Below are 24,361 nucleotides of genomic sequence, written 5' to 3'. Positions count from 1 at the left end.
GTCCGACGTTATCGCTCCCTGGTGTTGGCATCGGCGCGCTCTTCCATCCGGATGCCGGTTTTCTTCAATATTTGCGTCGAAAACAGGGAGTCCCAGTCGTCGTCGGTCACGTCCCAGTACTCGGCCATGGTCTCGCGGACCTGCTCGATGCGCCGTTGGCTCTCGGCCTCGCTGCGGCCGTGGGTCATCGCGAAGAAGTTGTACGGCCAGACGCCGTCGTGACGCGGGCGCTGATAGCAGTGTGTGACGAAGGGGAGCGCGGCGACTTCGGGGCCGACTTCGGGGACGATCTCGTCCGGCACGTTCCAGACCGTCATTCCGTTTTCCGTGTAGCCGAGCGCGTAGTGATTCGGCACGACGCCGATCCGCCGAATCTTTCCTTCGCGCTCGAACCGTTTGACCGTCTCGAGCACCCACTCGAGATCCTGATCGATCGCATCGGCCACGTCCGCGTACGGCGTCTCGGTGAGCGGAAAGCCGTCCTGTATCTCGAGGACGAGGTCGCGTTCGGCCGGGGTGAGCGTGGATTCGCCGGTCGGCGTGATATCCGGGCCGAGATCCGAACAGTCGATACCGGCCGCGTCGGTGTCCCCATCGCCGTCGAACGGCCCGTCGACGTAGAACTTGGCCTCGACGCGGAACTCCTGTTGTTTGGGGAGGTTATACGTCGTCTGGCCCGTCTCCGTTTCGATTTCGGATAGAACATCCGCCACGCGGTCTTCGTCGGCGACGCTCACGACGAACCAGACGTTCAGGTGCGGGTGCTCGCGCTCGTAGTTGTGGGCCACCTCGCGGTGGTCGTTAACCCGCTCGACTATCTCGTCGAACCGGTCCTCGGGGGCGTGCATGGCGACCAGCGTCGCCGCGCCGCCGATCTCCTGAGCGTTGACGAGCGCACCGAACCGCGAGAGAACACCGCGCTCGTCGAGGTCCTGAATCGTTTCGAGCAGTTCCGCCGCGTCGATGTCGACCCCGCGCTCGCACATAGCGGCCGCGGCGGGCTCGAACGGCCGTTCCACGACGGGGAAGCCGCCCTGAAAGGCGTTGACGACCGCCCGCTCGCGCTCCGTGAGGTCGACGTCCGTGGTCATACGCGGTTCTCGGGACTGGCGGTGTATAAGCGAACTGGAACTGGTGGCTCGTATCGCCGATGCGCCCTCCGGGCGAGTAACCGACGGACGAGCTTACTCCCCTTCGACGCCCGTCACGTCGAAACCGAGCTCTCGAATTCCCTCGAGAATCGCCTCGTGGTCCGCGCTCGCCTCGTAGTAGATGACGATATCGAAACTGCCCTCGCGCAGCAGTTGTTGACACTCCCAGACGAACGCTTCGTCCTCGAGGGTCAGCCCCTGGTGCTGGTTCGAAGAGAAGTCGGTGTCGTCGTTGCCCGAGTAGACGTAGCAGTCCTGCGGGTCGTATCCCGACTGTTCGGCAATGATGTCGCCGACGTCGATCGTCGCCTGCATCATCTGCACGTCCTCGCTGCCGTCGTAGTCGGTGTGGACGATCGCCCCGTTGAGGGCGATGTCGCCGGGCTCGAGCAGCGCCTTGGTCCGTCGGTAGAGATCCTCGTCGAGCGCGTCGGAGTTCGTGTTCGTCATTATCGGAATCGTACGGGGCCGGCCTGATAGCCGTCACGATTCCGACGGCGCGAGTGACTCATCCCGGAGAGAGCGCCCCTGTCCTCATGCCCAGATCCGTGAGGGTGTCGCTCCGTCTCGCTGAGAGAGGGTGACACGCAAGAATCATAGGTCTCGGTGACTTTTACCCGAGTGATGAAGCGGTGGCTCCGCCAACGTGTCGATTCGGCCTACGAGCGGCTGCTCTCCAGGGAAATCTCCGGCGCGCCGACGCACGTCGCAGTGATTCAGGACGGGAACCGGCGGTACGCCCGCCGCCGGGGCGGCGACGCCCACGAGGGCCACCGGGCCGGTGCCGAAACGACCGAACGCGTCCTCGATTGGTGTCAGGACATCGGTGTCGAAGAGCTGACGCTGTACACGTTCTCGACGGAGAACTTCGAGCGGCCGGCGGAGGAAAACGAGGCGCTGTTCGACCTCCTCTGTGAGAAGCTCCACGAGTTCGCGGACGCGGACCGCGTCCACGAGAACGAAGTCTGCATCCGCGCCATCGGCGAAACGGAGATGCTTCCCGAGCGGGTTCAAAACGCCGTCGAGTACGCTGAACGGCGCACCTGTGGCTACGATCAGTTCGTCCTCAACATCGCGCTCGCCTACGGCGGTCGCTCACGACTGCTCGAGGCCGCCCGCGGGGTTGCGGCGGGCGTCGAAACGGGCGACCTCGAGCCCGACGAGATCGACGTCGAAGACATCGAGCGCCGACTGTACGATCAACCGGTTCGAGACGTCGACCTCATCATCAGACCCGGCGGCGACGAGCGAACGTCAAACTTCCTCCCGTGGCACGCCAACGGCAACGAGGCGGCCGTCTTCTTCTGTACGCCCTTCTGGCCGGAGTTCTCCAAGACGGACTTCCTCCGCGGGATTCGAACCTACGAACATCGTGAGGAGTCCTGGCGGCGGACCCGCGCTCGCCGTGCACTGGCCCTGCTCGGCGCGGTCAGCGAGCCGGAACTCGCCGAAGCCCACTCGATCGTCGACCGGTTCCGCGACTCGCTCCCGTCGGGCGAACGGCCCGACGCCGGGGAACTCGAGTCCGGGGACTCGAGCAATCAGGTTGCGGACTGACTCTCCCTGTACGGCCACTATCGCCGCTGTCGTTTACCTGCCCGTCGCCGCCGTCCGCCACTTTCCATCGCCGTCCGCCACTTTCCGTCGCCGTCCGCCACTTTCCGTCGCCGTCCGCCACTGCCTACCCGCGTATCCAGCGGTCGCAGAGCTGCCGGACGATCGAGTAGCACCGATTCCTGTGGGTTGCTAGCTACCCTCACCGCAAGACCTTTATACATCAGTAGAACAACACAATCTGCGATGCCGGCTCCAAACAGTGCGCCCGTCGTCGACGTCGAGCGGTTCGTTCGGCTCACGAACGTCCCGCTCGACGAGGCGTACGCGCTCCTCGCGAACCCCAGGACGCGTCTCACCCTCCACGTCCTCTCGACGTGTGAACCACCGCTCCCGGTCGACAGGCTGACCGACGCCGTCGCCGGTCGGGACGATGCCGACGAACGTGACGTCCGCGTCTCGCTCGTTCACGTCGTCCTGCCGAAACTCGAGGCGCGCGACGTCCTCGAGTACGATCGCGAGACGGACACGGTCCGTCTGGAACGTCCCGTCGTCGTCGCGGACGATCGGGTCGCGGAACTTGCCGGTGCAGTGGAGTCGGCGGGTTCGAACGCGTCACAGCGGCGTGACTCCGCCGACTAGCGGCCGTACCGTCGCGACCGATTGCAGTACTCGCGGACCGCCCGGAGAAAGTCCCGCTTGCGGAAGTCCCGCCAGTTGACGTCGGTGAAGTACAGTTCCGAGTAGACCGACTGCCAGATCATGAAATCGGAGAGCCGCTCCGCGCCGGTCTTGATCACCAGGTCCGGTTCTGACGGGAACACGAGGTGGCCTTCGACGTGTTCGTCGTCGATCTCGTCGGGATCGAGTTCGCCCGACTCGACCCGCTCCGCGAGGGTCCGCACTGCGCTGGTGAACTCGTGTTTCCCGCCGAGGCCGATCCCGATCCGGATCGGCGCGTCCGCACGCGCCCTGTCTTCCGGGCCGCGAACGGCGACTGGCCGCGGGGCGTCGATCGTCTCGAGTTCGCGCTGGAGGGCCGGCACCGCCGCCGCGTCGAGGACGCTCACGTAGACGGTCACCTGCGAGGCGTACTCGACGGCCCACTCGAAGAAGTCCGTGAGCGTCTCGTAGGCGCCTCGTTCTAACAGATCGCGTTCGGTGATCACGAGGGCGACGTGGTCTGGGGGGTCGCCGTCGTGACGGGCGATCCGGAGGGCGAGGTACCGTTCGTACAATCCCACACGCGTGAGTTTCCCGGCAACTGTGATACGAGTTACGGGTTTCTATCGGTCGCCCAGCGACGACACGTACAGTCCGAACGAGCCGCTGAACGCGGTGAAAACCGACTCGAGCCGCGTTCACGAACCTTGAAGTGATCGCCACAGAAAGGGACCGATATCGTGACAGCACCCGTTCGGCGAGCCGGCGTGTTCGCGGCTCTCTGTACGCTCTCGCTGGCCGTTCCGCTCGTCGAACCGCGGGTGGCGGCCGCGGTCGCCGGTGTCGTCCTGCTGGGGGCCTACGTGATCACCGACGGCCCGCTCTTCGACCTGCTGGCGTATCCGGGCGATTACGAGGATTCGCGACTCTACGGCCTCATCACGTTCGTCCTCGCGGCGGTCGCGCTCGGGCTCATGGCGACCGCGGCGTCGATGCCGATCGCCGTCTTCGTCGGGACGATACTGCTGGTCGGCTACGGCAACCTCGGCGCGCAACTCGCCAGGCTGCGAACGGACACTGACGTCGTTCGCGTGGGAAGCTTCTGTCTCGCGGCGCTTGTAGCCGCCGTCGCCGGACAGGCGCTCGCCCACTCGCTCACCGGTGACGCCGCCGCATCGGCACTGCCGCTGGTGGTCTTCCTGGCCGCCAGCGGTGCGTTCCTCGCTGCGCTCCTTCGCGACGTGCTGCTCCCCTCCGACGACCCGATCATCGTCCTCTCGGTCGGCCTCCTGCTCTGGCTGCTCGCGGAGCTCGAGCCGGCTATCGGGACGGGCGAAATCGTCATCGCACTCGCCGTCACGGTCGCCTTCGGCTACGCATCCTACGCCCTCGAGACGGCGTCCATCGCGGGGATGCTCACCGGGATCTTGCTGGGGCTGCTAACGATCGTTCTCGGCGGCTACGGCTGGTTCGCCGTCCTCATCTCCTTTTTCGCCATCGGCGGCCTCTCGACGAAGTTCCGCTACGAGCGGAAGACGGAACTCGGCGTCGCCGAGGACAACAACGGGGCTCGAGGGAGCGGGAACGTCCTCGGCAACGCCGCCGTCGCGCTCGTCGCGGTGCTCGGCTACGCGGCCAGCGACGCCGGCTTCCTCCCTCGAGAGCCCGAACTGTTCCTCTTCGCCTTCGCGGGTTCGATCGCGACCGCGATGAGCGACACCCTCTCGAGCGAGATCGGCAGCGTCTTCGACCGGCCGCGGCTGATCACCACCCTCGAGCCGGTCGATCCCGGAACGGACGGCGGCGTCACCTGGCAGGGAGAACTCGCCGGCGTGGTCGGCGCAGCGGTCGTCGCCGCGATCGCGTACGGGCTCTTCTCTGACATCGGACTCGTCGGCGCGGCGATCATCGTCGCCGCGGGTATCGCCGGCATGACCGTCGATAGCCTGCTCGGGGCGACCCTCGAGGGGTCGATTCTGGGGAATCAGGGCGTGAACTTTCTGGCGACGCTCTCCGGCGCGCTCGTCAGCGCCCTGCTGGTGCTCTCGTTTGCCGTCTTCGGCTGACGATCGAAGGCAGGCCACTACCGACCGCTGGGCTGTGCTATAGTAGCTACTGAAAGTCATTGCACACCGAATCACACGACAACGATGCGATCTGCGTGTAAATCGTTTTAGTGGCTACTATAGCATCGCAACCACTCCCCGTCGGTCCCGAAAATCAGTTCGTCTCTGTCTCTGGAGGCTGCTCGGCGACGTCGTCGACCGCGTGGATTCGAACGTCGGTCGGCCGCTTGGTAAACTGGCCGAGCGAGCGCGCGATGATTCGGTCGACGCCGCGGTCGGCCGCCAGATCGAGGAGCCGCTGATCGAGGATCCCGTCGAGGACGACCGTCGTCGGCACGGTCCCGAGGGCCTCGAGCGTCCCGTAGGCCTCGCTCGCATCGCCGTCGCCGATCGGTTCGGAATCGGCGTCGAGAAAGCGGACGCTGTCGGTACCCGCTCGAATGACCGCGGTCGCGTGCCCGTAGACCGTCTCTGGGGTGCGATCGGTATCGGACTCGGCGTCGGTCGTGGCCTCGTCCTGGCGCATCCGTTCCGGATCCGTCCCCGCCTCCCCGGCGGATGCGCCCGACTGCGCTCGACTCGCCGTCGCTCGTTCCGAGTCGACCGTCGACGGCGTCTCGAGGGCGTCACCCGAGTCGGGAGACGACGACGCTCGCTCGTTCGACTCGAGATCGCCCTCCTCGTCGGGCTCCGCGGTCGTCGGTGATGCGGTCGACAGTTCGGACGGCGGCGGTGCCGGCGTCGTACTCCCGTCGGTCGCGGCGATCGCGTCTCGGGGCTCGTTCAGCTCCGAGACGGTCTCGTAGGGCACCTTGTTCCGGAGGGCGGCGAACAGTTCGTGGTGGTTCAGGTCCTCGACGGAGCTCTCGGTGGGCGCGAAGGCGACGTAGTCGAGGTCACCGACCTGAGCGAGTTCCTCGAGGATGAGGTCGCCGCCGCGGTCGCCGTCGAGGAAGGCCGTGACGGTGCGGTGACGGGTGAGTTCGGCCACGGCGTCGGGAACGCTCGTCCCCTCGACCGCGATGGCGTTTTTGATGCCGTACTTGAGCAGGGAGAGGACGTCGGCCCGGCCCTCGACGACGATGATGGCGTCGCTGTCCGTCACTCGGGGGCCGGCGGGGAGGCCCTCGTACTCGGTGATGTCCTCGACGCGAACCTGCTGGCGCACCTCCGCGAGGATCTCGTCGGAGGACATGATCGTATCGTCGAACCCCGTCCGGAGCAGTTCCTTCGCGCGGTCGACGACTTCCTTTCGCTTCGCCGCGCGCACGTCCTCGATTTCCCGTACTTCGAGGTCGGCTCGGCAGGGACCGACCCGGGTGATCGTCTCGAGGGCGGCGGCGAGGGTGGCGGTTTCGACCTTGTCCAGGCTGGTCGCGATCGTCACCTGTCCGTGAGACTGACCGGCGGTGCTCGTAATTTCGACGTCGATACGGCCGACTTTGCTCGACTGACGGAGGTCGCGGAGGTCGAGCTCGTCGCCGAGCAGTCCTTCCGTCTGGCCGAAGATCGCGCCGACGACGTCGCTTCGCTCGACGATCCCGTCAGCCGTCACGTCCGCGTGGATAAGATATTTCGAGGTGTCTTCCATTGGAGATCTGTCCCCGGGAGGGGCGGTGACGCGAGTATCGCGTACAGAGACCGATTTATATGCAATTTCGGTCGTGGGGGGCAAATAGCTGTTGACCTCCGCAGACGTTGGCTCGGCTCGGTTCGCCGGTGACCGTTCGATCTCGATTCGGCGTTTTCGAACGTGTCCGATCGTTATTCTCTATTCGAAAGCAACGATTTGAACGACCGTTCACTACAGACAGTTTACTGAGCAGAGTGTTCGGTAGTGAGTTCGATGAAAGAAGTGTCCTACTATCGAGGCAACAGGGAATCGCCACGCCCTCCCCAACCGATTCACTCGTTCCCTTCGGTCACTCGTTCATCCACTGGAGGACGCAAAGCGTCTTCCAAGCAGTCACTCGCTACACTCGTGACGACCTCGCACGGCTTCAGGACGCGGCTCACCCATCGGGTTCGCGGTTCCCTCCGGTCACCGCTCACAGTATCGAGGCCTTCACTCCGTTCAGGCCTCGCAATTCGCCGCGGCCCAGCGCGCGCCACCGCACGTCGGCTGATCGATCTGGAGTGAGACGTGGTTTCCCTGTACAGAGTGTTTTACCCGTTTATCGGTTCGGTCAGAGGGATCTGTCTCACCACCGCTGCTTCGAGAACGATTCCTCCTCATCTCGCGAATTCGTCTACGACTTTCGTCACCGATGTCACCCGTATCGGGTTTCGTAATCAGTTACGTAGTCAATATCTGTATATGTTCTTCATGGATACTGTGGACAAGTTATTTATAACTGTTTCACCTGCCAGTACGTATGACGGCAGGTCCGCCGATAGACGAACTCCACTTCGAGGACGCACCGGACGTCGACTCCGTCCCCGGCCCCAACACGAGGGCGCTGCTCGAGAAACAGCGCGAGATCGACAGTAGCGCGGTCGCCTATCCGGACGACATTCCGATCGCCTTCGAGGAGGGGAAGGGCGCGACGGTCCGCGACGCCGACGGCAACACCTACATCGACCTCTTCGCGGGCATCGGCGTGCTCAACGTCGGCCACTCGAACCCCTACGTGCTCGAGGCGGTCCACGAGCAGGCCGACAAGTTCGTTCACACGGTCGACTTCCCGACGGAGGCGCGCCTCGAGCTCATCGAGAAGTTAGACGAGATCGCTCCCGAGGGACTGCAGGGCCAGAACAAGGTCGTTTTCGGCGGGCCGACCGGCAGCGACGCCATCGAGGCGTCGATCAAACTCGCCAAGTACAACACCGGCGGCGACGGCCTCATCGCGTTCCGCGGTGGCTACCACGGCGCGACGACGGGTGCGATGAGCGTCACCTCGAACAAGAAGTTCAAGGCCGACTACACGCCGCTGCTCGCCGACGTCGTTCACGCCCCCTATCCGCACCCGTTCCGACAGGGGAAAACGCCCGAGGAAGCGGTCGATCACGCGCTCGAGGAGGTCCGGGCTATCGTCGAGGACCCCTACGGCGGGCTGGCCAATCCGGCCGGCATGATCGTCGAACCGATCCAGGGCGAGGGCGGCATCGTCACGCCGCCGGAGGGCTTCCTGCAGGGGCTGCGCGACATCGCCGACGACAACGACGTCGTCCTCGTCTTCGACGAAATTCAGAGCGGTCTGGGCCGCACCGGGCAGTGGTGGGCCAGCGACTGGGAAGGCGTGACTCCCGACGTGATGACCTCCGCGAAGGCCCTCGGCGGCGTGGGCTTCCCGCTCTCGGCGACCATCTACCACGAAGATCTGGACACGTGGGGTCCGGGCGACCACGCCGGTACCTACCGCGGCCACGTCGTCGGGATGCGGGCCGGGACCCGCGCTATCGAGTACGTTCAGGAGCACGACCTCCTCGCGCACGCCCGAGACCTCGGCGAGTACATTCGAGGCCGGCTCCGCGAGGCTGCCAACGGCAACGAACACCTCGCCGACATCCGCGGCAAGGGGCTGTTCATCGGCGCGGAGTTCGTCGATAGCGACGGCAACCCGGACGGCGACCTCGTCGACGCCATTCAGCAGTACTGCTTCGAGCGCGGGGTCCTGATCTGGACGGCCGGTCGCCACGGTAACGTCCTCCGATTCCTGCCGCCGCTGGTGCTCACGCACGACCTGGCCGAGACGGCGCTCGACGTCGTCGTCGAGGCGATCGACGACGTGACCGCCGAAGCGACGCAGACCGCCTGACTCGAGCGGCGAGACCGACCACCCCACGTTCGACACCGATCGCACCACACCCGAGACCGATCGAACCACGCCCGATACCGATTCTATGTCCGACATCGATTCCATCGAAACCGATGACGCACCGAGCAACGACAACCCTTACTCGCAGGGCGTTCGCGCCGGCGACACGCTGTACGTCTCCGGCTACGGCCCCGTCGACCCCGACACGGGCGAAGTCGTCGACGGCAAGATTGAGGCCCAGACCGACCGGGTGCTCGACAACATCGCCGCCGTCGTCGACGAAGCCGGCGGCGACGGACTCGCGGACGTCGTCAAAGTCACCGTCTACCTGACCGAGCTGGCGGACTACGAGCGGGTCAACGAGGCCTACGGTGCTCGATTCGGCGAGGACCCGCCGGCTCGAGTCTGCGTCGAGGTCTCGCGGCTCCCCGAAGACGTTCGCGTGGAGTTGGACGCCACGGCGTTCCTCGGGTAAGCGGTCCGACGTCCGGGAACCGCCGGCTCGATCACACGAATTCGGGCGCGAACGGGTAGCGCCACGCGTCGCCGAAGATGGCTTTCGCCATCGCGACGATCCAGACGAAGAAATTGAGGAATCCGAGGAGGATCGAGACCAGCGCCAACGCGAAGACGGGGACGAAGACGACCGTTTCGATCACCCCCGGAAGCGCGACGTACTCGAACAGCGTTCCCAGTCCGAACACGAGGACGAACACCGCGAAGAACGATCCGCTGACCAGCAGCTGCCAGTTGAGCGCGTTCCGCGCGTTGGCCCGCGTGAATTCGTGCTCCGATACCGCGTAGATGATCCCGGCGGTGACGAACCCGAAAAACGGGAGGATCGCGATGAAGTGGACGAAGATCCCCAGGAGCGTCCGCTCCGTGAGGATCGACGGGCCGGGTTCGTTCGAAGTCGATTCGGGGGACGGCGAGTCGTTCGGGGTCGAGTCAGTCGACATGGGTACGTGTTCTGGGGTATCAGCTGGGTGGTTGTCGGTCGCGTCGCGTTACTTCGGACTGGTCCGTTCGGGCGTCGGAATCGCTCCGTTGGCGCCGTCGTCGCGACGGTTGCGAACGATGCGTTCAGCGAAGAGGAGGACCAGACAGACGACGAAGAGATTGCCGGCGGCCGCCCAGAGCCCGTGACTCGCTTCGACGGGGGCCTCTATCGACAGCACGATCATCCCGACGCCGACACAGAACAGCACCAGGCTGAGCTGGAAGCCCGCCAGGACCAGCGTCCTGATCCCGGCCGGGTTCCGGAGGCGGAGAAAGTCACTCGCCGACAGCGTCTCGAGGGGCGAATCGTGAGCGAGCGCCCGTTTCCCGTCCGGCGAGAGCGGCCATCGCGATTCGGGATGGTTGACGTAGTACAGCGTGATGGTGTCCGGATACGTTTCCGCGGCGACGACGTCGATCTCGTGGAGTTCGTCGAGCCGGTTTCGGACCGTCTCTTTACTGACCGTCGGCTTGACTCGAGCGCGGAGCTGCTGGATCGAAAAGAACGGCCGCTCGGACTCGAGCATGACCTCGACGACGTGTCGCTGCGTGAGTTTCTTGTCGAGCGCGGGATCGATCCGATCGTCGATCCACGTTGGGAGGGGCGGCATCGATGGTCCATCCATCGTGGGGTTGTGAATTAAATCCCGTGATGGATTTGGCGGGCACCAAACACAAATGTGCGCCCGCAAAACGGCGCTTTGATCGCTTGAACGGACGGTCGACTCGAGGTAAGCGAGTGATAACGCGTTTGCACGCACCCTGTGGGCTGGTTCGGTTCAGGAGTGATCTCTGCCTGCCTTCTCCATGGACCCGCTCCGCGGACCGTCCTTCTCTTTGATCCTCTCCATACTGGAGTCGCCGTGGTCATCGTATCGATGGCTTGTGGAAACCGACCGGATCTGTTTCGATCGCCGACTCTCTCCATCGATCGTGCGTAACCAGTATACGATTATCGACTACGATTAAGTATCTCCCGCGCGTAGAACCGGCAAGAATGTCCTACGAAGCGCGAAATAGATTGCGCGAACTACGGCGGGAGTTCCACCGTCATCCCGAACCGGGCTGGCGCGAGTTTCGGACGACCGGCCGGGTCGTCGAGGAACTCGAGCGGATCGGCGTCGACGAGATCGCCGTCGGCCGCGACGCGCTGGCGACGGACGAGCGCATGGCCGTGCCGTCGGCGGCGGAACTCGAGCCGTGGATCGAGCGCGCCCGCGAGGCGGGCGTTCGATCGGACGTTCTCGAGCGCACGGCCGACGGTCACACGGGCGTTATCGCGACCCTCGAGCAGGGAGAGGGCCCCTGTCTCGGGTTGCGCGTCGATCTCGACGCGATTTCGATGCGGGAGTCCGACGAGAGCGACCACCGGCCGGCCGCCGAGGGATTTCGGTCCGAACACGACGGCTACATGCACGCGTGTGGCCACGACGCCCACCTCGCGATAGCGCTGGGGACGCTCGAGGCGGTCAAAGAGAGCGATTTCGACGGAACGCTGACGGTGTTCTTCCAACCCGCCGAGGAGATCTCCGGCGGCGGGAAGGCGATGGCCGAGAGCGGCTACCTCGAGGGCGTCGACTACCTCCTCGCCCTTCACATCGGCCTCGACCATCCGACGGGCGAGATCGTCGCCGGCATCGAGAAGCCGCTGGCGATGGCACATCTGACCGCGACGTTCGAGGGGGCGAGCGCCCACGCCGGCAAAGCGCCGAACGAAGGGGCCAACGCTATGCAGGCAGCGGCGACTGCGATCCAGAACGCCTACGGAATCCCGCGGCACAGCGACGGGCTGACGCGAGTGAACGTCGGCCGAATCGAGGGCGGCACCGCGAGCAACGTCATCGCCGAGGAGGTCACCATCGAGGCCGAGGTCCGCGGCGAGACCACCGCGCTGATGGAGTACACGCGCACGGAGCTCGAACGCGTCTGCTACGCCGCCGCCGAGATGCACGACTGCGACGTCACGCCGCGGATGATCAGCGAGTCGCCCCGCGTCGACAGCCATCCAGCGCTGCGGGATCTCGTGGGGAACGTCGCGTGGGAGATCGAGGGCGTCGATCGGGTAATTCCGAGCGAGGAGTTCGGCGTGAGCGAGGACGTGACCTACCTGATGCAACGCGTCCAGGACGAGGGTGGGCTCGCGTCGTACGTCCTCGTCGGCACTGACCACCCGACGAGCCACCACACGCCGACCTTCGACATCGACGAGGAGAGCCTCGAGATCGGGGTGACGCTGCTCACCGAGACGGCTACCGAACTCTCCCGTCGGCGGCCGTAGCGGACGGATTCAGATCGGTACTGTTGGCTCTGACTGAGCGTATGGTTCGCCGAAACTCTCGTGGTAAACCGCAATACTGACTGACAGTCGAGCGAACGCTTCTGTCCGGCGAGCATCACGTTCGCCGAATGGGAAACGTTAATTCGCGGGCTCTCCGTGTATCCCCTATGAGCCAAGACGACGTGCCGGAGTCGTTGCGGACGGCGGCGGACTCGGATCGCCCGCGCGGCATTCTCACGCCCTCCGACCGCGATTTCTTGCTCGGCCGGAAGACGGACTACACCGACCACTCGAAGAAACAGAAGCGAAACCGGATCCGACGCCGGGTTCGCAACGCGATGCTCGACTTCAGCATCCTCTTCGAGTACATGGAGGAACGCGACCGAGAGACGGTCTTCGATCCCGACGCCGAGGATCGCGACGCCTACACGCAGGGCATCACCGATATGCTCGCCTTTCTCCACCTCGGGACGATGGGGTATCACACCCCGTTCAAGGACATGCTCTCGGAGGGCGTCGGCAAGGCCGAACAGCGCCTCGCCGGCTCGAACTACCGGATGGTCAACGTCGAGTTCAACGTCGAACCGGTCGGCCAGATCGACGTCGACGAGGTCGTCGACAAACTCGAGAACGAGGAATTCGCCCAGCTCACCGACGAGGAACTGCGGGCGTTCGTGCGCCTGCTGACGATGTCGGATAGCTTCTCACCGGCGGACACCCGCGAGGAAATCAAGGACCGTGTCGACGAGTTCGCCGAGCGCGTGGCCGAGAGCACCGAGACTCGAGAGCAGACGCTCGAGGAACTGACGAACTGACGGAGCCGTCTTCGGATTTCGTTTTCGGTCGGCCGAATCGGTCGGTCCCACCGTCGTTACCCACACCGCCAGACACGGTAGTTCTCAGTTACTGATTGGCGTTCCGATTGACTAAACCGATATTGTACTCCGCGGAGGATATCGATTGTCTGCCTATATGGTGTATCTAACGATGATCGATGCAGGACGAGAGATATTCTGTATAGCCTTCGAGAAATACATAATAAACGCAATCTGTGGATACTCTAGCCGAGTGAGAAACACTTATTGTATACGACGTTAATGGTGGCGGTATGCCATCATGCAGCATGGCGAATGGTAAGTGGACTCACGAGAGATCGTTCCGCTGCCGTCCGATACCGGGGGTGGGACGATGAGCGACGCCGATAAGGGGATGGTCGACGAGTTCCTCGAGGAGATCGACCTGGTCGTCTTCGCGTTCGGGGCACTGTTGACCGTCGGCGTGATCGCGGCGTTCTTCATCAACCAGACGCTCGTCACCGAGACGATCGGGACCGTGTACGGCTGGGTCGTCGAGTACCTGAACTGGGCGCTGTTGGTGATCGTGTTCCTGATCGTCCTCTTCCTGTTGTTCCTGATCGTCGGTCCGTGGGGCAAGATCAAGATGGGGGACGAGGATCCGGAGTACAGCTTCCTATCGTTCTTCTCGATGTTGTACTCCGCCGGGTTCGCAGCGGGAGTCGTGTTCTGGGGCCCGACCGAAGCGCTGTTCTACTACGATAACCCGTCGCCGCTGTTCGGCGTCGAAGGTGGGACGGCCGAAGCGATTCCGATCGCGATCCAGCAGACGTTATTCCACTGGGCGCTCCCCCAGCTGGCCGTGTTCACGATCATGGGACTCGCGATCGCCTACTTCGCGTACAATTACGAAGGCGTCCCGCTTCGGGTTTCCTCGGCGCTGACGCCGATCATCGGGAAGGAGAACCTCGACGGCCCGGCCGCGAAAGTCGTCGACATCCTCGCCGTCTTCGCGACGATCGGCGGCGTGGCGACGTCGCTCGGCTTCATCGGGAGTCAGTTCATCGCCGGCCTCAGCTACCAGTGGAATATCGATCTGGGGAACGTCGGCATCCTCGTCGTCGTGACGACGATGACGCTCCTGTTTACCATCTCGATGGTGCTCGGGGTCGATCGGGGAATCCGCCGGCTGTCGAACTTCAATATGATCCTGTTCGTCACGCTCATGCTCGCGACGTTCATCCTGGGGCCGACGCTGTTCTTGCTCCTGCTCGGCTCCCAGGCGATGGGCGGCATGATCGCCGACTTCACGTCCATGAGTCTCTACACCGGTGCCGGGGGCGACGGCGGGACGGGCTGGATGAACTCCTGGACGGTCTTCTACTGGGCGTGGGCGCTCTCGTGGTCTCCGTTCGCGGGACTGTTCATCGCCCGGATTTCCAAGGGTCGGACCGTCCGCGAAGTCGCCTTCACTGGGATCGGCGCGACCTCGGCCGCGACTATCCCGTGGTTCACGTTCGTCGGTGGCACCGCGCTGCGATACCACCACACCGGAACGGCCGACTTCAGCAGCGTGATCGCCAACGGCACGCCGGAGATTTCGGGCTTCATCCTCTTCGACGCCTTCCCACTCGGAACGGTGTTCATGATCGCGTTCATGATCCTCGTGACGACGTTCTTCATCACGTCGGCGGACTCGTCGACGCTCGCCGTCTCGATGATGACGACCGGCGGGAAGGCGAGCCCCTCGACGATCAACCGGATCTTCTGGGGCGTCGTCCTCGGCATGACCGCCGCGATCCTCATGATCATCGGCGGTGAAGGCGGGACGAGCGCGCTCCAGAACGCGGTCATCATCACCGGCGCACCGTTCGCGTTCGTCTGTTTCCTCGCGATGCTCTCGCTGATCAAGGACTTCAGCTCGAGCTACGGCCGGGTGTTGCTGCAGGACGAAACCGTCCTCATCGGCTCGAGCCGGAAAACCGAACCCGAGCCCGAGTCACCCGGCCCCGGCGGCCCCGTCGAGTCGGACGACGACTGAGACGGACTGACAGTAGTCCGTTTGAACCGCCCGCGGCCCGCCATCTCTCCGGCCGATCCGCTTCGGCCGTCATGCTGTCCGTTTTTTCGCGCCGTCGATACCCGACTCCCGTCCCGCGACGACCTCCTCGCCAATCGATAACAAGTTTTAATGTATGAGGTATACATAAATTGTGTATGGATAGGGACACGGCGGAACCCGACGCGGACGCGCTTCCGGGGCCGAACGCCCAGCAGTGGGTCGACTTCCACCAGGAGTACTCCGCCCCCAGCGAGTACTCCCACGACTTCGTCTGGGACGTGACCCGCGAGGCCGACGGCCCCTTCGTTACCGACGTCGACGGCAACGTTCTCCTCGACTTCACCTGCCACATCGGCGCGGCACCGCTCGGCTACAACAACGAGAAGGTCCTCGAGAAGGTCCGCGAGTTCGACCTCGTCGAACCGATGAAGATCGCCGGACAGGACATGTACTTCGGCTCCGGCCCCAGCCCCGAGGAGGCCGACTTCCCGGGCTCGAGCCACCTCATGCAGAAGCTCACGGAGGTCTCGAGTCAGTACGGAATGGATACCGTCTTCCTCTCGAACTCCGGCGCGGAGGCCATGGAGAACGCGATGAAGATCACGAACGATTACCGCGCGCCGTCGAAGTACGGCGTCGCGTTTTCGGGGAGCTTCCACGGCCGCACGCTCGGCACCCTCTCGCTGACGAAGTCCAAAGAGGTCTACACGCGCCACTACCCCGAAATCAGCGGGATCGAGACGGTGCCGTTCTGCGACGATCGGGGCTGTGACGCCGAGAGCTGCGACTGTGGCTTCTTCGCCGGCGGGGGCTCACAGCTTCGCGATATGCTCGCACCCGAAGGCGGCTACGTCGATCCCGACGAGATCGCCTTCCTGACCCTCGAGCCGATTCAGGGCGTCGGCGGCTACCGCTTCCCCAGCGAGGCCTTCATGCAGGAGGTCGCCGACGTCACCGACACCTACGACATTCCGCTGGTCGTCGACGAGATTCAGTCCGGCATCGGCCGCACCGGCGAGATCTGGGCCTCGGATCACTATCCGATCGAGCCGGACGTTATCGCCAGCGCAAAGGCCTTGCGCGTCGGCGCAACCATCTCGCGCTCGGAGGTCTTCCCCAGCGAGAAGAACCGCCTGGGTTCGACCTTCGGCGGCGGTGACATGCTCGGTTCGATGATGGGAGCCTTTACGCTCGAGGCCATTCAGGAACACGACCTGCTCGATAACGCCACCCGCCGCGGCGAGCAGGCCAAGGAACTCATGCGCGACGACGCGCCCGACTCCGTCGTGGACATCCGCGGCAAGGGCCTGATGCTCGCCGTCGAGTTCGATACTCCCGAACGGCGCTCCGCCGTCGTCGAAGCCGCCCTCGAGCGCGGCCTGCTAACCCTCGGTTGCGGGAAGAAGACCATCCGGCTGCTCCCGCCGCTGGACTCGAGCGAGCGCGAGATCGAACTGGGTATCGGTATCTTCCTCGAGGCGATCGAGGCCGTCAGCCCGAACGCGAAAGCGGCGTAATCTCGCCACCCGATTGTCTGATCGATTTTCGTTTCTCTGGCTGGCTCGAGCGCATTTTCTCATCGCTTCTGAACAGTCTAATAAACGAATACTGATCCACTCGTGCTGTCGACGATTATCCGACTCCCCACGGACGGTATAGCGAACGGACTGCGTTCCGATTCGCGCGGCCGAACGACGACCAGACGCATGCGCGGACGGCTCGTGGCCGAGGCCGTTTCTCACCCGTTCTTAGAGCACGACCCACAGTATCGCCGCGAGTACCATGAGTCCCGCTCCGGCCACCGAGAGCCGGAATACCGTGGGAGTCAGTTCGGGTGAGTCGGCATCGGAGCGGAGCAGTTGATAGCAGTTCACGAGAACGACTCCGCCCCCGCCGATTCCCAGCATCGCCGCGAGGAGGCCGTGGAACGCGTCGTCGAAACCGTCACCCAGAACCGACGATACTGCAAACAGGAGGAGGCCGCTACCGACGACTATCTGAGACACGTGATACACGAGGGGTCGATTCACACTCCCACTTACCTGATAACTATCTAAAAGTTTTCGCTGATATGCCGTCCCGCTCGTCCGTAAGACGGCCGAGAATCGGGACCAGTCAGTCGAGCGAGCGCTCGAGGACCGAAACGCCGTCGAGCGCATCCAGCGCCTCGAGCACCCCTTCGAGATGCCCGGGGCCGCTCCCCTCGAGCCCGATCGTCACGGGCGTCCGATTCGGGTGGTCGACCGCGGTGCGACGGGCGCGCTCGAGGACGTCCAGTTCGGCACCCTCTGTTTCCACCGTCTCGACTACCGCACCGACGCTCGTCGGCCAGCCCGCGAGCGCGAGTCTCGCTTCGGCGTAGCGCTCGAGTTCGTGCAGCCCGGTTCTGGTCAGTTCGGCGTGCTCGGTGAGGTTCACGTTTCCGCCAGAGATGACGACCCCGACGTGTTCGCCCTCGAGAGTCAGATCGTCCGACAGCGCGGCGGCCAGCGGGGCGGCGCCGGCGCTCTCGGCGACCGTCTTCGCGCGCTCGGCGAGTAGTGCCACCGCGGCGGCGATCTCCCGATCGCTCACGCTGACCACGTCGTCGACGACCTCGCGGGTGATTTCGAACGTCGTCTCGAGCAGTCGCGTATCCGCGATCCCCTCCGCGACGGTGTCGACGTCCGGGAGCTGGCGGATCTCGCCGGCCTCGAGCGACGGTTTCGCGTGCGCTGCGCCCTCCGGTTGCACTCCGATAACGCGGATATCGCGCTCTGCGGCCTTCAGTACCGTCCCGATTCCCGAAATGAGCCCGCCGCCGCCAATCGCAACGAGGACGGTGTCGATCCGGGGGTACTGCTCGAGCAATTCGAGGCCGATCGTCCCCTGTCCGGCGACGATGTCCGTGTCGTCGAAGGGATGGACGAACGTCTCACCGGTTTCGCCAGCCCGCTCGAGGGCGTACTCGTAGGAGCGCTCGTAGATGTCGCCCTCGACGACGACCTCGGCCCCGTAGCCGCGGGTGGCTTCGATCTTCGCGGCCGGCGTCACCTCGGGAACGACGATCGTCGTGTCGATGTCGAGCAGATTGCCGGCCAGCGCCACACCCTGCGCGTGATTGCCCGCGCTCGAGGCGATGACACCCGTCTCGCGCTCTTCGGAGGACAACTGGGCCATCGTGTTGTACGCGCCGCGGATCTTGAACGAGCCCGTTCGCTGAACGTTCTCGAGTTTGAGCCCGATCGAGTCGGCACCGCTCAGCTCGGCGAATGTCCGTGACGTATCCAGCGGCGTCCGGTGGACGACGTCGTCGATTCGGTCTCGAGCGGTCTCGACGTCCTCGAGGGTAACGAGCGCCTCCCCAGCGTCGCGATTCCTGCTCATCCGTCGTCCTCACCGAGCGCTCCGCTCTCCCCGAGCGGCCCGCTTTCCCCGTGCTCTACGGTCGCCCCGTCCTCGACGCGTGGAACGGGATGCCGGCGCTCGAGTTCCCGGATCGTGCCGACGAGCACGTCGACGCCGTGTTGCAAACTCGCCTCGTCCACGTCGAACGTCGGCGTGTGGTGGCTCGTCGGGTGGTCGGTGCCGACGATCATGTAGGTCGCCAGCCCGCCCTCGTCCTGGACGCGCTCCATCAGGAAGGTCGCGTCCTCGCTCGCGCCGAAGTCGGCGGCCGGTAGTACGTGGTCGATCCCCTCGACGCCGCTCGCTACCTCGCTGACCAGGGCCTGCAGTTCGGGGGCGCTGTCGGCCCGCGGAGACTTGCTGACCACGTCGACCTCGGCCTGGCAGCCGTGCATCTTGGCCGCCGACTTGATCGTGCGCTCGAGTCGCCGTTCCATGAACTCCATCAGCGCGGTCGTCTCGCCGCGGGCTTCGGCTTCCATGTACGCGTGCTCGGCGATGACGTTGCTCGCGGTCCCCGCCTCGGCCTTGCCGATGTTCACCCGGGTCATCCCGTCGCTGTGGCGCGGGATGCCGTAGGCGTTCACGATCGCGGCTCCCATCGCGTGCATGGCGTTGGCACCCTCCTGCGGGGCCTTCCCCGCGTGCGCCGAGGTGCCCTCGATCGTCGCGTCGACGTGGCACATCGCGAGGGGCTTCTCGATGCCGGCGACGATCTCGCCCGTGGGATGGTCGAGCCCGACGTGGATCGCGAGCAGGTAGTCCAGCCCCTCGGCGAACTGGCTTTTCGCCATCGGACAGCCCCCGCCGCCCGTCTCCTCCGCGGGCTGGAAGAAAACGACCAGCCGCCCCGAGAAGTCGCTTTCGGCGATTCGCTCGAGGACAGCCAGTCCCCAGGTCATGTGGGCGTCGTGGCCGCAGGCGTGCATCGTCCCGTCGATCTCGGAGCGAAAGCCCTCGTCGACCGGCTCGTGGTCCTCGTCGGTCGACTCCTCGATGAACAGTCCGTCGATGTCGACGCGCAGTCCGATCGCGGGCCCCTCGCCGCGCTCGAGCACCGCGACTGCGCCCGTGTTGCCGCCGGTCATCCGCTCGAGGAGGTCGTCGTCCGCGCCGCGCTCGCGGGCGCGTTCGACCCAGGGCTCGAGGTCGTCGTCCGTGACGGCCATCCGATCGGCGGGATCGTAGGCGTCGGGGCCGACGGCCAGTTCGTCGACGCCGATGGCCCTGATCTCCTCGACGAGTCGGGCCGTGGTAAGGAATTCGCGCCACGCTGGCTCGGGGTGGCGGTGGAAGCTGCGCCGGAGGCTGACGAGACGGTCCCGTATCGGCTCGGTCATGCGGGGTACTGACGCGCCCCAGGGACTTAGTTATACACAATCAGTGTTTACGACGGCTACACAAAAAGGATAAGAGAGCGCGTGACAATGGTAGGCCAACACGGAACTCTCCATGAGCACGGATCCAGACATCGTCGTTCTCCGAGAGGGGACGGAAGGGCTGTCGATGGAGTCGTACGCCGAAACATTGCGCGAACGGTTGCCCGATCACACCGTCGCGCTGGCGCGAACGCCGACGGAAGAACGCGAACTCGTTCCGCAGGCGCGGGTCGTGACCGGTATCACGATCGAGGAGAACCTCCTCGAGCGCGCCGACCGGCTCGAGCTGTTCGCGTGTACCTTCGCCGGCACCGACCACGTGCCGATGGACGCCCTGGCCGACCACGGCGTCACCGTCACCAACGCGGGCGGCATCCACGCGCCCGGCATCGCCGAGCAGTCGATCGGCAACATGCTCGTCTTCGCCCGCCGGCTCCACGAGGGGTGGCGACGGAAGGCGAACGACGAGTGGCGCCACTTCCAGTCCCACGAGTTCACCGACAGTACCGTCACGATCGTCGGTCTCGGCTCGATCGGTCAGGCGATCGTCCAGCGCCTCGAGGGGTTCGAGGTCGAGACGATCGGCGTCCGCTACACGCCCTCGAAGGGCGGCCCGACCGACGAGGTGCTGGGCTTCGACGAGGACGATATCCACGAGGCGTTCTCCCGGAGCGACTACGTCGTCCTCGCGTGCCCGCTCAACGACCTGACCCGCGGGCTGGTGGGCGAAGACGAACTCGCCACGCTCCCGCCGAACGCGGTCGTCGTCAACGCCGCTCGCGGCGGGATTATCGACACCGACGCGCTCGTCTCGGCGCTGCAGTTCGAGGGGATCCGCGGGGCCGCACTCGACGTGACCGACCCCGAACCGCTCCCCGCCGATCACCCGCTCTGGGACCTCGAGAACTGTCTCATTACGCCCCACACGGGCGGTCACACGCCGAAACACTGGGACCGACTGGCCGACATCGTCGCGCACAATGTGACGGTGCTCGAGGATCGAAACGACCGCGGGGACGGCGGCGACCTCGAGAACGCCGTCGCTCGACCGAACGCGAACTAACACCGATGGCCACTGACGATCCCGAACCCACGACGGACCACAGCGATCAGACCGCGACACCGAACGAAACCCACCTCGGGCCGCCGTCGGATCCGCGAGCGGGCGATCCTGCGGCGGATCCGCGCGCAGACTACGACTACGTCGGCGGTGGCATCGACCGCCCCGAACTCGTCTCCGCGCTCGACGAGCGCGTCGACGGCGAGGTCCGCTTCGACGAGTACAGCCGGCGACTCTACGCGACCGACGCGAGCGCCTACGAGGTAACGCCCGTGGGCGTCGTGCTCCCGCGCTCGACCGACGACATCGCCGCGGTCGTCGACTACTGCGCCGACGAGGGGATCCCGGTCCTCCCGCGCGGCGGCGGCACCAGCCTCGCCGGCCAGGCGGTCAACGAGGCCGTCGTCCTCGACCTCACGACGCACATGGACGGACTGTGCGAGGTCGCGCCCGACGAGCGGCGAGCGACGGTCCAGGCGGGGACCGTTCTCGCCGATCTCAACGACGAACTCGCGCCACACGACCTGAAGTTCGCGCCCGATCCCGCGGCCGGGAACCGGAGCACGATCGGCGGCGCGATCGGGAACAACTCCACCGGCGCGCACTCGCTGCAGTACGGGAAGACCGACGCCTACGTCGAGGAGGTAGAAATCGTCCTCGCGGACGGGTCCATCGAGCGCTTCGGCGAGGTGACGGTGGCCCAACTCCGCGAGAAAGCCGATCCGGACGGCGACCCGCTCGAGCGAATATACGACATCCTCCTGCGGGTTGTCGACGAGGAGGCCGACGCGATCAGCGAGGTCTTCCCGCAACTCAAACGGAACGTCTCCGGCTATAACCTCGATCGGCTGGTCGCGGAAGCATACGGCGAGCCCGAGGCGTTCGACGAGAACACCGACGAGACGGTCGAAATCGGCGACGAGCCCGACCCGAACGCGACCGTCAACCTCGCCCGCGTCTTCGCCGGGAGCGAGGGAACGCTCGGCGTGGTCACGGAGGCGACCGTCTCGCTCGAGCCGGTCCCCGAGACGACGGGCGTCGTCCTGTTGACATACGAGGACCTGCTCGAGGCGATGGCCGACGTCGACACCATCGTCCGAAACCACGACCCCGCAGCGATCGAGGCGATCGACGACGTGTTGCTCGAGCTCGCCCGCAATACCGAGGAGTTCGCCGATGTCGCGGCGAACCTCCTCGAGGGAACCGAGACGGCGCTGCTCGTGGAGTTCTACGCCGAGAGCGAGGCCGGCGCTCGCGAGAAAGTGGAGGCGATGCTCGCGGATCGACTGCCCGATTCGAGCGCGCCGGAATCCGACGGCGGCGCGACTGCAACTGAGTCAACTACCGATTCGGACCCCGTTCGCGCGTTCGATGCTCTCGAGGCATACGCGCCCGACGACCGCGCGGAACTCTGGAAGCTCCGCAAGAGCGCGGCACCCATCCTACTCTCTCGAACGTCCGACGCCAAGCACATCTCCTTCATCGAGGATACGGCCGTCCCGACCGAGAACCTCGCGGACTACGTCGCCGACTTCCAGGACGTACTCGAGGAACAGGACACGTTCGCGAGCTTCTACGCCCACGCGGGGCCGGGCTGCATGCACATGCGGCCGCTGGTCGACACCAAGAGCCCGGCGGGGTTGAACCAGTTCGAGGCGATTTCCGACGCCGTGACCGATCTCGTCGTCGAGTACGGCGGCTCCGTCTCGGGCGAGCACGGCGACGGCCGGGCCCGAACCCAGTGGAACCGCAAACTCTACGGCGAGGACGTCTGGTCGCTCTTCCGCGACGTGAAGACCGCGTTCGACCCCGACTGGCTCCTGAATCCGGGCACCGTCTGCGGCGACCACGACATGACCGAGCACCTGCGGTTCTCGCCGGAGTACGAGTTCGACGCGGGCTTCGAGCCCGTCCTCGAGTGGGAGAACGACAACGGCTTCCAGGGGATGGTCGAACTCTGCCACGGCTGTGGCGGCTGCCGTGGGTCCCAGGAGACGACCGGCGGTGTGATGTGTCCGACCTACCGCGCGGCCGAGGAGGAGAGTCTGAGCACCCGCGGGCGCGCGAACATGCTCCGCGGGGCGATGAACGGCGAACTCGACGCCGATTCGACCGATCCGGAGTTCCTGGCCGAAGTGATGGACCTCTGTATCGGCTGCAAGGGCTGTGCGCGGGACTGCCCGAGCGAGGTCGACATGGCCAAACTCAAAGCCGAGGTCGAGCACGCGAACCATCGGGAAAACGGCTCGAGCCTCCGCGACAAGCTGTTCGCGAACGTCGACCGGCTGAACGCCGCCGGCTCCGCGCTCGCGCCGCTCTCGAACTGGGCTGCGTCGCTTCCCGGTGCGGGCACGATCGCCGAGAAAACGGTCGGCATTGCACGTGAACGCGACCTCCCGACGTTCGAGAGCGAGAGTTTCGAAGACTGGTTCGAGAAGCGAGGTGGCTCTCGAATCCCGCTCGAGGACGCCTCCCGGAAAGTCCTCCTCTTCCCGGACACGTACACGAACTACAATCACCCGCGGGCGGGGAAGGCGGCCGTCCAGGTGCTCGAGACGGCGGGGGTCCACGTCGAAATCCCCGACGGCGTCACCTCGACCGGCCGGCCGGCCCACTCGAAAGGGTTTCTCGACGTCTCGCGCGAGCGCGCCCGAACCAACGTCGAGACGCTGGCTCCGCGAGTCGAGGACGGCTGGGATGTCGTCTTGGTCGAGCCCTCGGACGCCGTCATGCTCCAGTCGGACTACCTCGATTTGCTCTCGGGACGCGACGCCGAGCGGGTCGCGGCGAACACCTACGGCGTCATGGAGTATCTCGATCGGTTCGACCTGGCGGCCGGGCTGCCGACCGCCGAACTCGACGAGCGGCTGACCTACCACGGCCACTGCCACCAGAAAGCGACGAAGAAGGACGGTCACGCGGCCGCGGTCCTGCGAACGGTCGGCTACGAGGTCGACGCGCTCGATTCGGGCTGCTGCGGGATGGCCGGCTCCTTCGGCTACGAGGTAGAACATTACTCCCTGAGCCGATCGATCGGAGCAATCCTCTTCGATCAGGTCGACGACAGCGAGGGCGAGACCGTCGTCGCGCCGGGCGCGTCCTGCCGGACGCAGCTTTCGGGGTATGAGAACTGTGACGATCCGCCCCATCCGATCGAGACCGTCGCGGCCGGGCTCTCGCGGTAACGCGCCGTCACCCTCGAGCAGTCGC

The 24,361-nt window shown here is 65.2% G+C and carries 20 protein-coding genes; 11 read left to right on the top strand and 9 right to left on the bottom strand.

What is annotated here, in order from left to right:
• Nucleotides 1–8 precede the first annotated feature (8 nt).
• Nucleotides 9–1,091 (bottom strand): Lrp/AsnC family transcriptional regulator, encoded by a 1,083-nt coding sequence (locus LDH74_RS13210; protein WP_226039182.1) that lies wholly within the window; start codon nt 1,089–1,091, stop codon nt 9–11.
• Between the two features lie 93 nt (nt 1,092–1,184).
• Nucleotides 1,185–1,601: a DUF5778 family protein gene (locus LDH74_RS13205; protein WP_226039181.1), complete on the bottom strand. Its 417-nt coding sequence runs from the start codon at nt 1,599–1,601 to the stop codon at nt 1,185–1,187.
• A 174-nt stretch (nt 1,602–1,775) separates the two neighbouring features.
• Between LDH74_RS13205 and uppS the strand changes: the two genes are divergently transcribed.
• Together uppS and LDH74_RS13195 are read left to right on the top strand one after the other, a co-directional pair.
• Complete coding sequence (uppS, locus tag LDH74_RS13200) at nt 1,776–2,708, top strand: polyprenyl diphosphate synthase (protein WP_226039180.1); 933 nt, start codon at nt 1,776–1,778, stop codon at nt 2,706–2,708.
• A 243-nt stretch (nt 2,709–2,951) separates the two neighbouring features.
• Nucleotides 2,952–3,347 carry a hypothetical protein gene (locus tag LDH74_RS13195; RefSeq protein ID WP_226039179.1) on the top strand — a complete coding sequence of 132 codons (396 nt, stop codon included), beginning with the start codon at nt 2,952–2,954 and terminating at the stop codon, nt 3,345–3,347.
• Here the strand turns inward: LDH74_RS13195 and LDH74_RS13190 are convergent.
• Nucleotides 3,344–3,949, bottom strand: coding sequence for an undecaprenyl diphosphate synthase family protein (locus LDH74_RS13190; RefSeq protein ID WP_098725707.1), 606 nt, complete (start codon nt 3,947–3,949; stop codon nt 3,344–3,346). The genes LDH74_RS13195 and LDH74_RS13190 overlap by 4 nt on opposite strands.
• A 159-nt stretch (nt 3,950–4,108) precedes the next feature.
• On the opposite strand from LDH74_RS13190, the gene LDH74_RS13185 reads away from it, so the two are divergent.
• The gene (locus LDH74_RS13185) at nt 4,109–5,434 is read left to right on the top strand and encodes a DUF92 domain-containing protein (protein ID WP_226039178.1); all 1,326 of its coding nucleotides are present in this window, start codon (nt 4,109–4,111) and stop codon (nt 5,432–5,434) included.
• A 154-nt stretch (nt 5,435–5,588) separates the two neighbouring features.
• Here the strand turns inward: LDH74_RS13185 and dnaG are convergent, their stop codons facing one another.
• Nucleotides 5,589–7,025, bottom strand: coding sequence for a DNA primase DnaG (gene dnaG / locus LDH74_RS13180; RefSeq protein ID WP_226039177.1), 1,437 nt, complete (start codon nt 7,023–7,025; stop codon nt 5,589–5,591).
• A gap of 784 nt (nt 7,026–7,809) precedes the next feature.
• Here dnaG and LDH74_RS13175 point away from each other — a divergent pair.
• The gene (locus LDH74_RS13175; RefSeq protein ID WP_226039176.1) at nt 7,810–9,192 is read left to right on the top strand and encodes an aspartate aminotransferase family protein; all 1,383 of its coding nucleotides are present in this window, start codon (nt 7,810–7,812) and stop codon (nt 9,190–9,192) included.
• An 85-nt stretch (nt 9,193–9,277) separates the two neighbouring features.
• Complete coding sequence (locus tag LDH74_RS13170; RefSeq protein WP_226039175.1) at nt 9,278–9,667, top strand: Rid family detoxifying hydrolase; 390 nt, start codon at nt 9,278–9,280, stop codon at nt 9,665–9,667.
• Between the two features lie 31 nt (nt 9,668–9,698).
• Here the strand turns inward: LDH74_RS13170 and LDH74_RS13165 are convergent, their stop codons facing one another.
• Both LDH74_RS13165 and LDH74_RS13160 read right to left on the bottom strand, forming a co-directional pair.
• Complete coding sequence (locus LDH74_RS13165; RefSeq protein ID WP_226039174.1) at nt 9,699–10,151, bottom strand: DUF4870 domain-containing protein; 453 nt, start codon at nt 10,149–10,151, stop codon at nt 9,699–9,701.
• Between the two features lie 48 nt (nt 10,152–10,199).
• Nucleotides 10,200–10,802, bottom strand: a complete 603-nt coding sequence (locus LDH74_RS13160; protein WP_226039173.1) for a hypothetical protein — start codon at nt 10,800–10,802, stop codon at nt 10,200–10,202.
• A gap of 386 nt (nt 10,803–11,188) precedes the next feature.
• Here LDH74_RS13160 and LDH74_RS13155 point away from each other — a divergent pair, with 386 nt between their 5' ends.
• The 4 genes from LDH74_RS13155 (at nt 11,189) to LDH74_RS13140 (ending at nt 16,842) form a co-directional block, all read left to right on the top strand.
• On the top strand, nt 11,189–12,469 hold the full coding sequence (locus LDH74_RS13155) for an amidohydrolase (RefSeq protein WP_226039172.1): 1,281 nt from the start codon (nt 11,189–11,191) through the stop codon (nt 12,467–12,469).
• A gap of 167 nt (nt 12,470–12,636) precedes the next feature.
• Nucleotides 12,637–13,284 carry a hypothetical protein gene (locus tag LDH74_RS13150; protein ID WP_226039171.1) on the top strand — a complete coding sequence of 216 codons (648 nt, stop codon included), beginning with the start codon at nt 12,637–12,639 and terminating at the stop codon, nt 13,282–13,284.
• 373 nt (nt 13,285–13,657) lie between these two features.
• The gene (locus tag LDH74_RS13145; RefSeq protein WP_226039170.1) at nt 13,658–15,304 is read left to right on the top strand and encodes a BCCT family transporter; all 1,647 of its coding nucleotides are present in this window, start codon (nt 13,658–13,660) and stop codon (nt 15,302–15,304) included.
• 176 nt (nt 15,305–15,480) lie between these two features.
• Nucleotides 15,481–16,842 (top strand): aminotransferase class III-fold pyridoxal phosphate-dependent enzyme, encoded by a 1,362-nt coding sequence (locus tag LDH74_RS13140; protein WP_226039169.1) that lies wholly within the window; start codon nt 15,481–15,483, stop codon nt 16,840–16,842.
• A 231-nt stretch (nt 16,843–17,073) separates the two neighbouring features.
• Here the strand turns inward: LDH74_RS13140 and LDH74_RS13135 are convergent, their stop codons facing one another.
• The 3 genes from LDH74_RS13135 to LDH74_RS13125 form a co-directional block, all read right to left on the bottom strand.
• On the bottom strand, nt 17,074–17,355 hold the full coding sequence (locus LDH74_RS13135; protein ID WP_226039168.1) for a hypothetical protein: 282 nt from the start codon (nt 17,353–17,355) through the stop codon (nt 17,074–17,076).
• A gap of 85 nt (nt 17,356–17,440) precedes the next feature.
• Complete coding sequence (ilvA, locus tag LDH74_RS13130; RefSeq protein WP_226039167.1) at nt 17,441–18,691, bottom strand: threonine ammonia-lyase; 1,251 nt, start codon at nt 18,689–18,691, stop codon at nt 17,441–17,443.
• A complete protein-coding gene (locus LDH74_RS13125) occupies nt 18,688–20,052 on the bottom strand; it encodes an amidohydrolase (RefSeq protein WP_226039166.1) in 1,365 nt (454 codons plus the stop codon). Before LDH74_RS13125 ends, ilvA begins: the two co-directional genes overlap by 4 nt.
• Before the next feature lie 112 nt (nt 20,053–20,164).
• Here LDH74_RS13125 and LDH74_RS13120 point away from each other — a divergent pair, with 112 nt between their 5' ends.
• On the top strand, nt 20,165–21,154 hold the full coding sequence (locus tag LDH74_RS13120; protein WP_226039165.1) for a D-2-hydroxyacid dehydrogenase: 990 nt from the start codon (nt 20,165–20,167) through the stop codon (nt 21,152–21,154).
• A gap of 5 nt (nt 21,155–21,159) precedes the next feature.
• Nucleotides 21,160–24,336, top strand: coding sequence for an FAD-binding and (Fe-S)-binding domain-containing protein (locus LDH74_RS13115; protein WP_226039164.1), 3,177 nt, complete (start codon nt 21,160–21,162; stop codon nt 24,334–24,336).
• The last annotated feature ends 25 nt before the right edge of the window (nt 24,337–24,361 follow it).

It is taken from the genome of Natrinema sp. DC36, assembly GCF_020405225.1.
GTDB lineage: Archaea > Halobacteriota > Halobacteria > Halobacteriales > Natrialbaceae > Natrinema.
Note: the sequence above shows the minus strand (reverse complement) of the source record. Positions and strands in the feature narration are given on the sequence as shown.

Coding starts and splice junctions, on each gene's coding strand:
- dnaG (WP_226039177.1), bottom strand. CDS start 7,025: ATGGAAGACACCTCGAAATATCTTATCCACGCGGACGTGACGGCTGAC.
- LDH74_RS13170 (WP_226039175.1), top strand. CDS start 9,278: ATGTCCGACATCGATTCCATCGAAACCGATGACGCACCGAGCAACGAC.
- LDH74_RS13125 (WP_226039166.1), bottom strand. CDS start 20,052: ATGACCGAGCCGATACGGGACCGTCTCGTCAGCCTCCGGCGCAGCTTC.
- ilvA (WP_226039167.1), bottom strand. CDS start 18,691: ATGAGCAGGAATCGCGACGCTGGGGAGGCGCTCGTTACCCTCGAGGAC.
- LDH74_RS13165 (WP_226039174.1), bottom strand. CDS start 10,151: ATGTCGACTGACTCGACCCCGAACGACTCGCCGTCCCCCGAATCGACT.
- LDH74_RS13205 (WP_226039181.1), bottom strand. CDS start 1,601: ATGACGAACACGAACTCCGACGCGCTCGACGAGGATCTCTACCGACGG.
- LDH74_RS13115 (WP_226039164.1), top strand. CDS start 21,160: ATGGCCACTGACGATCCCGAACCCACGACGGACCACAGCGATCAGACC.
- LDH74_RS13145 (WP_226039170.1), top strand. CDS start 13,658: ATGAGCGACGCCGATAAGGGGATGGTCGACGAGTTCCTCGAGGAGATC.
- LDH74_RS13160 (WP_226039173.1), bottom strand. CDS start 10,802: ATGCCGCCCCTCCCAACGTGGATCGACGATCGGATCGATCCCGCGCTC.
- LDH74_RS13210 (WP_226039182.1), bottom strand. CDS start 1,091: ATGACCACGGACGTCGACCTCACGGAGCGCGAGCGGGCGGTCGTCAAC.
- LDH74_RS13120 (WP_226039165.1), top strand. CDS start 20,165: ATGAGCACGGATCCAGACATCGTCGTTCTCCGAGAGGGGACGGAAGGG.
- LDH74_RS13195 (WP_226039179.1), top strand. CDS start 2,952: ATGCCGGCTCCAAACAGTGCGCCCGTCGTCGACGTCGAGCGGTTCGTT.
- LDH74_RS13175 (WP_226039176.1), top strand. CDS start 7,810: ATGACGGCAGGTCCGCCGATAGACGAACTCCACTTCGAGGACGCACCG.
- LDH74_RS13155 (WP_226039172.1), top strand. CDS start 11,189: ATGTCCTACGAAGCGCGAAATAGATTGCGCGAACTACGGCGGGAGTTC.
- LDH74_RS13150 (WP_226039171.1), top strand. CDS start 12,637: ATGAGCCAAGACGACGTGCCGGAGTCGTTGCGGACGGCGGCGGACTCG.
- uppS (WP_226039180.1), top strand. CDS start 1,776: ATGAAGCGGTGGCTCCGCCAACGTGTCGATTCGGCCTACGAGCGGCTG.
- LDH74_RS13140 (WP_226039169.1), top strand. CDS start 15,481: ATGGATAGGGACACGGCGGAACCCGACGCGGACGCGCTTCCGGGGCCG.